This window comes from Ruegeria sp. AL11, from assembly GCF_056540865.1.
The window spans coordinates 116,428-126,932 of record NZ_JBQFXO010000013.1 but is presented as its reverse complement, the minus strand read 5'-3'; the positions used below and the strand labels follow the sequence as shown (position 1 = coordinate 126,932).

At 52.7% G+C, this 10,505-nt stretch carries 13 protein-coding genes; 5 read left to right on the top strand and 8 right to left on the bottom strand.

The window, feature by feature from the left end; all coding sequences use genetic code 11:
• Positions 1-398: SDR family oxidoreductase (locus ACR0IP_RS20415; protein WP_480527597.1), on the top strand; the 398-nt coding region annotated here is incomplete at its 5' end.
• A 602-nt stretch (positions 399-1,000) separates the two neighbouring features.
• Here ACR0IP_RS20415 and ACR0IP_RS20410 read toward each other — a convergent pair.
• The 6 genes from ACR0IP_RS20410 to ACR0IP_RS20385 form a co-directional block, all read right to left on the bottom strand.
• Positions 1,001-1,294 carry a PepSY domain-containing protein gene (locus ACR0IP_RS20410; protein WP_170663350.1) on the bottom strand — a complete coding sequence of 98 codons (294 nt, stop codon included), beginning with the start codon at positions 1,292-1,294 and terminating at the stop codon, positions 1,001-1,003.
• A gap of 14 nt (positions 1,295-1,308) precedes the next feature.
• The gene (locus ACR0IP_RS20405; protein ID WP_480527595.1) at positions 1,309-1,929 is read right to left on the bottom strand and encodes a protein-methionine-sulfoxide reductase heme-binding subunit MsrQ; all 621 of its coding nucleotides are present in this window, start codon (positions 1,927-1,929) and stop codon (positions 1,309-1,311) included.
• A gap of 105 nt (positions 1,930-2,034) precedes the next feature.
• Entirely contained in the window at positions 2,035-2,577 is a 543-nt protein-coding gene (locus ACR0IP_RS20400; protein WP_425085870.1) for a luciferase domain-containing protein, read from the bottom strand.
• 24 nt (positions 2,578-2,601) lie between these two features.
• Positions 2,602-3,093: a nuclear transport factor 2 family protein gene (locus ACR0IP_RS20395; protein ID WP_425085869.1), complete on the bottom strand. Its 492-nt coding sequence runs from the start codon at positions 3,091-3,093 to the stop codon at positions 2,602-2,604.
• 64 nt (positions 3,094-3,157) lie between these two features.
• A complete protein-coding gene (locus ACR0IP_RS20390) occupies positions 3,158-3,628 on the bottom strand; it encodes an ester cyclase (protein ID WP_170663356.1) in 471 nt (156 codons plus the stop codon).
• Positions 3,629-3,641: 13 nt separating this feature from the next.
• A complete protein-coding gene (locus tag ACR0IP_RS20385; RefSeq protein ID WP_170556216.1) occupies positions 3,642-3,968 on the bottom strand; it encodes a DUF2218 domain-containing protein in 327 nt (108 codons plus the stop codon).
• 116 nt (positions 3,969-4,084) lie between these two features.
• Between ACR0IP_RS20385 and ACR0IP_RS20380 the strand changes: the two genes are divergently transcribed.
• Positions 4,085-4,948: a LysR family transcriptional regulator gene (locus ACR0IP_RS20380; RefSeq protein ID WP_425085867.1), complete on the top strand. Its 864-nt coding sequence runs from the start codon at positions 4,085-4,087 to the stop codon at positions 4,946-4,948.
• 90 nt (positions 4,949-5,038) lie between these two features.
• Here ACR0IP_RS20380 and ACR0IP_RS20375 read toward each other — a convergent pair whose 3' ends face one another.
• Together ACR0IP_RS20375 and ACR0IP_RS20370 are read right to left on the bottom strand one after the other, a co-directional pair.
• Positions 5,039-6,112, bottom strand: a complete 1,074-nt coding sequence (locus tag ACR0IP_RS20375) for a LacI family DNA-binding transcriptional regulator (protein ID WP_170556214.1) — start codon at positions 6,110-6,112, stop codon at positions 5,039-5,041.
• Positions 6,113-6,242: 130 nt separating this feature from the next.
• Positions 6,243-7,442, bottom strand: coding sequence for a LacI family DNA-binding transcriptional regulator (locus ACR0IP_RS20370; RefSeq protein WP_480527591.1), 1,200 nt, complete (start codon positions 7,440-7,442; stop codon positions 6,243-6,245).
• Between the two features lie 23 nt (positions 7,443-7,465).
• Between ACR0IP_RS20370 and ACR0IP_RS20365 the strand changes: the two genes are divergently transcribed.
• The 3 genes from ACR0IP_RS20365 (at position 7,466) to ACR0IP_RS20355 (ending at position 10,487) form a co-directional block, all read left to right on the top strand.
• A complete protein-coding gene (locus ACR0IP_RS20365; RefSeq protein ID WP_170556213.1) occupies positions 7,466-8,734 on the top strand; it encodes an ABC transporter substrate-binding protein in 1,269 nt (422 codons plus the stop codon).
• A 74-nt stretch (positions 8,735-8,808) separates the two neighbouring features.
• A complete protein-coding gene (locus tag ACR0IP_RS20360; RefSeq protein WP_170556212.1) occupies positions 8,809-9,654 on the top strand; it encodes a carbohydrate ABC transporter permease in 846 nt (281 codons plus the stop codon).
• Positions 9,651-10,487: a carbohydrate ABC transporter permease gene (locus ACR0IP_RS20355; RefSeq protein WP_480527588.1), complete on the top strand. Its 837-nt coding sequence runs from the start codon at positions 9,651-9,653 to the stop codon at positions 10,485-10,487. The genes ACR0IP_RS20360 and ACR0IP_RS20355 overlap by 4 nt, the downstream gene beginning before the upstream one ends.
• The last annotated feature ends 18 nt before the right edge of the window (positions 10,488-10,505 follow it).

Genomic DNA, 10,505 nt, shown 5'->3' with positions numbered 1-10,505 from the left:
TCGTTCTGTCTCGCGAGATCGGCAAGGACATGCTGGTGCGCGGCTCTGGGAAGATCATTTTCACAGCTTCGCTGCTAACATTTCAGGGCGGCATTACTGTGCCGGGTTACGCGGCCTCGAAAGGTGGGATTGGACAGCTGACCAAGGCTTTGGCCAACGAATGGGCCGGGCAGGGCGTGAACGTGAATGCGATTGCGCCTGGCTACATCGCGACCGACAACACCCAAGCGCTGCGGGATGATCCGGTCCGGTCGAAGTCGATCCTCGAACGAACACCCCAAGGCCGTTGGGGTACGCCTGATGATTTTGCCGGACCGGTGGTCTTTCTGGCCTCTGCCGCGTCGGACTTCGTCAACGGTGAAATCCTTGTCGTCGACGGGGGCTGGATGGGGCGGTAGCACCGTCAAAATGCACGGCATTTAATCTGACTGAGCATGCTACCAAGGGGCCTACTTGGCTTAGACTTGGAGGAAGAATTTCCTTCGTTGTTCTGACAGAGGGCCTGTTCGAACAAGTTTGGCCTGACCATCGAAACAATAAATACGCGCAAAACGCTAAGATGTTGAACTCAATGGGAGGCGAGTCTCAACAATTCCATCCCATTATTTACGCATTCCGACAGATGTGTCGGATCACTTAATTGCTGGAACTGTGGTCCCAACAAAATCAGTTACTTAGGGTTTTGAGTTTCTGAGACTCTAGAATTCATGGTTTTCTAGCTACCCCAACGCTTCTCGTAGGGCACCTTTGATGCAAGAACTAAGATCCGAGCTCGAGCCGGAGCAGAACAATGAACTTGATCGGCTGTTGCTACGGTTCCCGGCAAAGTGGTTTTGAAAACAGGGTGGAATTCAGACATACGCCGCCTGCGCTAACCACGCGAACTGTCGCGTCAAATGCCGACGTTCATATCACTAGGAGCGTTCGCCTAAGCTAAATCGCCAATTCCAACGAAAGCACCATCTAAAACTTGCGAAAAAACCAGCCAAACCATCAAAATTTAGTCGCCCGCTCGGTAGAGAATTGTGCCTCTCTGGTTGATCAGGCGCACTTCTCCAGTGGAAGGGTGGAAATAAGCTTCAACACGTTTGCCATCTGGCATGCTTCCATAAACTTCCCAACAACCACCATCCTGTTTCATGCGGTTCACGGTCCAACCGTCCGCAGTGATCTTCTCGGTCAGTTGCTCTTTAGTCAGCCAGTTTTCAGCTTCCACCGGCTCACACTGATACATGCCAGTAGCCTGAACCGTTGTCGGAAGTGCAATCGATATGGCCAGAATCCACGTCTTCATTTGCTGTCCTTTCGTTAAGCAGCGCGTGCGCGTCTGCGACTGAGGTTTTTCCAGATTCTGAACGCTTCGAGTCCAGCCAAGGGCACAAAGTGCACAAGTGCAGGTCCAAGGTTGTTGTGGACGAAAACCCAGTGCAGCAGCGTCGCAACTGCTGCCAAATAGACCCAGCGTTGGAGCGATTTCCAAGCCGGGCCTAACCTTCGGACGGACCAGTCATTGGAGGTCACCGCAAGTGGTATAAATACGAAGAAAGCGAGCCAGCCGGTCCAAATCCCCAGAGCCAATGCCTCTCCAAGAATGGCCCGAACACTACCCATATCAAACAGATAGAGAACGGTATGGAACGCCGCATAGGCAAACGCACCCACTCCAAAATACCGGCGTCGTTTCATCATCCATTTCCAGAATCTAGAGGCCGGAAACAGCATACGCATCGGCGTGAGTATCATTGCGACAATCAGAAAACGGGCTGAGAATTCACCAGTCGGATGCAGGAGCAGCTCGGTAACAGGTTCACCTTCTCTTCCAGGTTGACCAGATATCAGGGCAAGAACCATCGGAACTGAAGGCAGCGCGATAAGACCCCAAACAAAGTAACGAGAGTTTAATACTTGCCTAAGCACCGAGAACCTCATTGTTGGAGCGTCCACGTTCTAGTTTGAACCTGTCAATAACAGTGTTCCGTCGAAAATTCGCGCGGCTAGTTTCTTCACTTCAGATTGAAGGGACAGAGGGTCAATTCAGTTTGATGATAAGCCCAGGCCCGTCACAAACTCGTATGATGCCTGGACCAGATCAAAAACCACTTCCAATTCGTCCGTGTTCATCGGCGTGAAGATCATGACAAAGCCGCCCCAACCTGGTCTTTGATCTGCCCAGGGATGGCTGACGGCCCATCCTTTTTCGGCTGCCATCTTAGCGAGCGCCGGTGACAGGGACGCATGAAGGCTGCCGTCGGGATGTATGTGGGCAAACTCGCGACCGCCGACGATGACGTCCGGTCGGGCCAGCTTTGTATCTTCAGTGATCCAAAAGCCCAACGCTCCTGGCAAGGACACGACCGTTTGCCTGATCTCAACACCGGGCAATTCCGACACCTTTCCTAGGAGGGCTTCGGATAACTCGGGGACTGGCTTTACGCCAATCTGAACATGCGGGACGCCGTCCGTTGTCCGCGGAATTGGTGTCTCACGCATTGGCAAGTTCGTGATGTCGGCCAGTGCGTGGGAAGCCCCGAAGGTGCAAACAAAGGAAGCTGTCCAAATCAGGCGGTGAACTTCCATGATCCAATCTCCTTTTGACAAGCTTTATCCATGATAGGCTTGGCTGACCGCGAAACTGTCTTCGAACCAATGCCACAAGACGACTTGCCCGTCGCGAACCTTGGCGCGAAGCGCGAAGGAAAACTCGCCGATGTCCTTGCCGGACTTTGTCGTTTTCCCGTTCATCTTACCGAAAACCGCGACAGTGTCGCCGGACGCGAAAGCGTCGGTATTTTCCCACATTGTGGTTTCAAAGTTTGACGAGAATACACTGAGAAACTCAAAAATCGCCTCTTTTCCCTCGGCGCCGCCTACCCAAGGCAATGTAGTGTCACCTTCGTTGTGCCATACCATGTCATCTGCCATAAGGTTGGCCATGCTCTCCATGTCGCCGCTACCCATAGCGCCCATGAATGCCATCACGGTATCAAAACTTGACTGCGTGTCCGCATCACCATCAGCGGCAGTCACCTGATTGCCCAGGGTGGTTGCCAAAGCAGAGAGCCCCAGAACCTTCAAAGCATTTCTACGTTCCATGTCCATTTTCCCTTCAAGACGTCCTGTCCAATTGCTCAGAACCGGAGCTCAATTGATTGTCAGACTATCGACCCGCGAGTTGCTGCAGCGCACCCGCCCAGTCTTCGACGTGGTAAGAGCGAATGATCTTGCCGTCGTTCAATTCGTGGATATCGATTGTCATGATGTCGAAGCTCCGGCCCTCACCGTCGACACCAAACATTGGTCCAACAGGCGTACCGGTGGCGCGGCTGCGGACGGTCACGAAATCCCCGGCCTGATGCATGGCTTGTACAGACCATTCAAGATCCGGAATCAGTTTCCCGAAACCTCCGATTTGGCTTAGGAAGGCTTCGCTGGACTTGCTGGACCCTGAATAGTCGCCGATGCTTTCCCAATTTTCAGAGACTGACGCCTCAAAGGCTGCCACGTGATCTTGTGACGTTGGATTGCTAAGCAAATCATAGAATTTTTGCACGGTCGCGGTGTCGTCCGCCATTGCTCCACCTGCAACTGAAACGAATGCGGCCGAAAGCGCTAGGTTTTTGATCGTCATGTGATGCTCCAATTTAAGGATGAGGGGTGAATTCACTCGTGGTGTCGGGCTGCGTTCCCGCGGTGTGGATCCATTCCAATTCCGGGTTTTCACGGAATGCGAAACGTTCGAGATGATTGGTGACTACTTGAACCACCCGTTCTAGGTTCGCCTGAGAACTTGCGCTGACCAACACGTGCAGACCCGAAGCATCTTGGTTGAGGTCACATCGACCAAATGGGAATTTCACCCAGCCGGTATCCTCGTCGCAACATGCTTCAACCTTACGACCGAAATGGTGACACAAGGCCGCCATATACCGCCCGCCCCGTTGAGTAATAAATGTCGCGTGCAGTTGCATCGGTTTGCTCCGTCTGACTTGCACACAAAATATTTTCGCCGCACTGTTATGAAAATTGTCTAAACTCCGATAAGATAGTTCTGTTTAGCCGAACAATGATTGAGCATCTTAGACATATGGCTATCTTCGCCCGCGTCGTGGATGAGGGCTCGTTTCGCGCGGCAGCAAAAAGTATTGGCCTGGCGCCGTCACGCATCAGCGAAACGGTAACGGAACTTGAGAACTTTCTGGGTGCTACTTTACTCTATCGCACAACACGCAAGATAGCGCTGACCAATGAAGGCCGAGTGTTCTATGCCCGTGTGGTCGACATGATACGAAGCGCTGAAACCGGTTTGAATGAGTTGAACGCGCTGTCGCTTGAGCCTGTTGGCGCGCTTCGAGTTTCTGTACCGGCCTTCATGTCGTCGTCAGAGCTTTTGACCACCATGGGTGAATTTGCAAGACAGTACCCGCATGTGGCGTTGTCTCTGTCGTTTACCGATCATCCTGTAGATCTGATCGATGACGGGTTTGACCTGAATATTCGGGTAGGTTGGCTTGATGACAGCTCGATGATGTCTCGAAAACTGGGTGAAATTGACCGAGCTCTTGTTGCTGGCGCTGAATATGCTGCGTCTCGACCTGAGCCAAAGCAACCCAATGATTTAGAGGACTGGGATTGGATCAGCTATGCCCAGCGGTCTGACACCATCGAGTTTATCGCTCGAAACGGAAGGATCGCGAAGGTGGCAGGTAACCCTCAGATCCAGGTCGATAACGTTGATGCGTTACACCATCTAACACAACAGAACCTTGGTGTTACTGTGTTGCCTCAATATCTGGCCGAACGTGGCTTGAGATCGGGAAACTTTGCACGACTTCTGCCCGATTGGAGGCTGCGCCCACTCGGGATTTATGCGGTGTGGCCAGATCAGTCACGGCGCGAGAATCTGACCGTGCACTTTGTGCGTTTTCTGGCAGAGAACCACCAATATTGAGATCGTTGCGGAACCGAGCAACCCTACTGCTTCCAAACCCGGCTGGCATAAAAACTGATCTCCAAGCAATATTGGTGGTTCCCCTTCTACTCAAGAGCTTGCAATTGAATCCCTATGCCCCACAGATTCTCGACGGACCAGGACTGCTTCTTCGAGATACCCGCACCTAGGGGCGTCCAGATTTTGTATATGGTCCAAGAGCAGGTTTGCCAGTTTGGAACCAGACTTTCGGTAGTCGACCGAATAACTCGTCAATCCAGGGGAGATGCAATCGATCAAAGTGTGATTTCCGAATCCAATTACCGAGACTTGATCACCAACTGGAATCCCGAGTTCTCGGCACGCCGCATACACCCCGAAGGCAACCGTATCACTTGCACACAGAAAAGCGGTTGGGGGGTTGCTTGACGACAGCAGGACTTGAGCAAATTGTTTAGCATCTTGCACGCTTGAACTGCCGTTACTCTGAAAGCCTGGTACTATGGTCAAATCAGATTGGCTCATCGACCGATGGAAGCCATGCAACCAATGATCGGGTTTGATATTGTTTTTATTGAGCTCTACAAACGCAATTCTGGTATGTCCGCTGTCTTTAAGAATGGACAAAGAGTTTGCGATACAACCATCGATATCGACATCGCAATACAGGCTGTCTAAGCCGTCAACATGGCCATAGGTGACAAAAGGCACCCCAAATTCAGTTAACATCTCAATGCGCGAATCGTTAGTCGCCGGAGCGGGTATGATGCAACCATCGACGCGTTTTTCTTGAATGATTAGGCGCTGAATTTCTGAGAGACTATCAAGACCGTTCGTCGAACAAACAGTCAACGTCCAATCGTTTGACAGGAGCTCATTGCTAATCCCTTCAATCAATTCGAGCGTTGCTAGTGCATTAGCTTCCTCATACCACTGCGGCAAAATAATGGCTGCAGACTGGCTCGTACCTGTCTTAATGGATCTGGCGATTGCTGACGGATGGTAACCAAGTTTTTTCGCAGCATCTTGTACTCTTTGCTTTGTTTCCTTTGATATGTCGGAATAGCCGGAAAGTGCTCGTGAGACGGTGCTCTTGGAAAGTCCAGTATGTTCGGACAGGTCTGCAATGGTTGTTACCCTTTGGCCAACCTTCCTTGAGTGCTTTTTCTTGTTTCCATCTGACATAAGGCTGTTCGATAACTACAGGGAAAACGATGTCGATATGCCAGGGTGCAACGCAACGCAAACTAATCCTTCGTTCCACGCGCTGTACGAGTATCGACCTGCTGCTGTAACAGTCTGAGCTGAAACGTTTTTAAGGGTTGGGCACGACTCCTGAAGTTTCTCGCACTTTCAGCGTTGCGGAGTATTCGAGATGCCGAACGGGGAGATTTGGTGAACGCATTCGGTCCAGCAGGATCTCGGCCAAGCGCGTGCCTAGCATTTTGGGATTGATCGCCATGGTAGTAAGGCCAGGGGTAGAGATACTGGCATCCTCGATGTCATCGAAGCCCACGACCGAAAACTCCTGTCCTGGCGTTAATCCGGACCGGATCAATCCCAAGCAAGCTCCAAGTGCGGCAACATCACCATTGCAGACGATGCTTGTCACCTCGGGGTGCTGCTTGCGGAGTGCAGCGATTGCGTCAAAACCGGCGCGCTTGTTCTCCTCACAAGGCCAAACAATTGGTTGAACGCCATCCAGCTGCTTAAGTGCGTCTAGGTATCCCGATATACGCTCTTCACGTACTGATGTTTGCTCGGTACCGCCAAAATAGGCAATGTGCCTGTGCCCTAAGTCGATCAAATGCTGGGTGGCTTGACTCAGAGCTTCGGTGTTCAGAACGCCGACGTAGTCAAGAGACTTTGATACCTTTCGCATGAAGGTGACCGTGGGTACGCTATGAGCCTTTATAAGCTCTAATGATTCTTCGTTTGTGTCGATCGCCGGAACCCATATCAATCCACCTCGACCGAATCTGATACACGCTTCCATAAGACGAGCCTGGCGTTGAAGTTCGTCTTGCGCATCGAGAATCGAAACCATGAAACCTTCAGTTTCAAGAAGGTCTACAGCGCTGCTGACTACTTCAGAATTAAACGGGTTTGCCAGGGTGTTAAGCATAAACCCTATTTCGCGATTTTCACCTGACCGCATGGTGGCCGCCGCATGGTTTGGAACGTAGCGCAGTCGCTTCGCTGCGCTCAGGACTTTCTGGCGTGTCTTCTCTGAAATCCGACCGGTGTCGCGCATCACCTGACTGACGGTGGGAACCGATACGCCCGCTTCTTTGGCAACGCTGGATAGGGTGGGCTTTTTCATCGTGGCAGCAGTTTCTAGATATAACGTTCTTTTAAAATTGCAGGAGGCTAAAAAAATATCAAGTAAATTAAAACGAATACGAAATGATCTCAGACTTGACTCGTGATATAACGTTGTATCATAGTGCCTCCATTCGCCATAGGCTAATCCAAGTTCGTCGGCGAGGGAGGGAGGTTGCCAGTTTTCGGTCAACCTCAGGCATAACGGAGGAAAACATGTCTATTCATTCGAAACTGGCGGGTGCCGTATCCGGTGTTGCCATGCTTGTTGGTGCCGCTGCCGCACAAGCGGAAACTCTGTTCTGGTCGACGCAGGCCCGACCTGCTGAAGAAGCGCAGGCGATGCGGACCGAGGTCCTCGGCGGTTTTGATGGCGAAGTTGATTACCAGCCGAACGAAGATGGGCCGTGGTTGACCCGTCTGCAAGCCGAGTTGCAAGCTGGTTCGGGCAGCATTGATTTGCTGGGGTCCTTGCATGGCAACTTCTCAGCGATGAACCCCGAAGACCTGATGGATCTCGGCGATCTGGGCGTCACGTCGGCCTCAGACACTTTTAACGACCTGGCCAAGCTTGGAACCGACAGCCTTCACTACATGCCCTGGATGCAAGCGAGCTATATCATGGCCGCGAACACCGAAGCGCTGCAGTACTTGCCTGACGGTGCTGACATTAATGCGTTGACCTATGACCAATTGATTGCCTGGGCGGCCAATGTTGAAGAAGCGACCGGCCAAAAAAAATTCGGCTTTCCTGCGGGTCCCAAGGGGCTGAAGCACCGGTTCTTCCAGGGCTACCTCTATCCGTCCTACACAGATGGTGTTGTGCGTACTTTTGCGTCGCCGGAGGCCGTGACGGCGTGGGAGAAATTCAAAGAACTGTGGAGCCACACAAACCCTGCATCGACCAACTTTTCTTTCATGCAGGAACAGCTGTTGAATGGCGATGCCTGGATCGTTTTTGATCACACCTCACGTCTGGCGCAAGCCTTCAACGAGCGCCCTGACGACTTCGTTGCCTTCCCGGCACCTGCGGGTCCGACTGGTCGCGGTTTCATGCCTGTTCTGGCAGGTGTTGCCATCCCGCGTACCGCGCCAGATGCCGAAAGCGCGAAAGCTCTGGTAACTTTTCTGATGCAGCCTGAGACGCAGATCGCAACCCTAAAGGCAACCAACTTCTTCCCCGTGGTTGATGTTGAACTGCCAGACGATCTGCCGCCTTCGGTCAAGGCAGCAGGCGAAGCAGTTGCAACAATGAGCGGTTCAGCAGACGCCAATCCTGGACTGCTGCCTGCAGGTTTGGGCAGCATGGGTGGTGATTTCAACCGTGTCTATGTGGACACGTTCGAGCGCATTGTTTTGGCGGGGCAACCCATCGAACAGGTTCTGGAAGATCAAAAGAAACAGCTTGAAAAGATCATGAACGAAACTGGCGCTCCCTGCTGGGCCCCTGATGCGCCTTCAGACGGCCCATGTCCCGTCGAATAAATCCAAACAAATAGCTGGGCCGTTTTGACGGCGGCCCATTTCCCAGCATTTTCCCAATTCTAAGGAGCGGTCCGATGGAAGCGCGGCTATTGCCATACTTTCTGATCCTCCCGGTGACCCTGTTTCTCTGTCTATTTTTCCTCTACCCGTTTGTGCTGGTTGCGCAGGAGGCGTTTGGAACTGAGAACGGTTTTTCACTGGATAACTTTCGTGAGGTTGTGAGCTACTGGAAGTTCCCGATTTCGATGAAGAATACATTCCTTCTGGCCGCCGCTGTCGTGCCAATCCAGCTGGCACTGTCCCTTCTGATGGCCACGATGGTTACAAAGATGCAAAAGGGCCGCGATCTGGTCCTGTACATTTGGACCATACCGCTTGGCATCTCTGACCTTGCCGCCGGTATCATCTGGTTGGCGATCTTCGAGCAATCGGGTTTCCTGAACTCGATGATGGTGGGACTTGGTGTCACGGACCAACCTGTGAGCTTGCTTAGCTATCAATCCCCGTGGATCGTCTTCCTAGCGATCATGCTGGCTGAGATTTGGCGCGCGACCGCGATCATGCTTGTGATCCTGGTGGCGGGCATCGGTTTGATCCCGAAAGAATATTATGAGGCCGCCGATGTGTTTGGAGCCTCCCGGTGGAAGCAATTCACACGGATCACCCTGCCAATGTTGCGTCCTTCGCTGCAAACAGCATTGATCCTGCGCGTCATTCTGGCTTTTGAAGTCTTTGCAGTGGTCGCAGCGCTCGGTGGCACGCTCTTCCCGGTGCTCATGGGCGAAATCTATGCCTACCAATTTGACCTGCAAAATGGCGGTGGAGCAGCTGCACTGGCGATCATCGTTCTGATCATCTCGATCGTCTTTACTCTGCTCATCATGCGCGCACTACGTGTCCCGAAAGGAGCAACGATATGACCGCTGTAGCTGATGTTGTAGCCCCTGACGCCCGCAAGGCGGGCAGGGGGATCTACCGGGCCGGAGTGATCTTGTTGTGTGCCTGGGTGATCGTACCGCTCTACCTATTGTTCGTGAACACGATGTCTTCACCGGAAACGGTGAACAGCTTCCCGAAAAGCTTCATTCCGGAGTTCAATATGGGATCCATAAACTTCTTCATGGGGTTCCAGGGGATGCTGATGGCTTTGTGGAACTCGGTGGTGGTTGCAGTGCTGACGATGGTGATTTCAATCACCATCGGAGCGCCGGCTGGCTACGCCCTCTCTCGGTTTGAGTTTCGCGGGAAAGAGCTGTTCCGGCTGCTGATCTTGCTGACGCGGGCTTTCCCGCTTCCGCTTCTGGCGCTTCCGCTTGCGGTTCTCTTTATCCGCACCGGGCTGGATGACACAGCCTTTGGCCTGTCTCTTGTGCACACGACCCTGGCGATTCCGTTCGCGGTGCTGATCACCTTCTCGCTTTTCTCGGGCATTCCGTTGGAGCTGGAGGAAGCTGCCTGGACATTGGGCTGCACGCGTTTGACCGCATTTACCAAGGTGATCCTGCCTTTGGTGCTGCCAGGTATCACGGCCTCGGCGATCTTTGCCTTCGTGATTTCTTGGAACGAAGTATTCGCGGCCGCCGTGCTGACCATCGAGAACCGGACGCTTCCCGCGTTCCTATTGCAGACATTGGGGGAAGCTCCGTTGCACCTGAAATTCGCAGGCGGCTTCATCCTCGTGGTGCCTGCGCTGATCTTCATCTTCGCTGTGCGCAAATATCTCTTTGCCATGTGGGGCATCGCCAACCGCTGAGCGGTGGCTGAAAGGAAA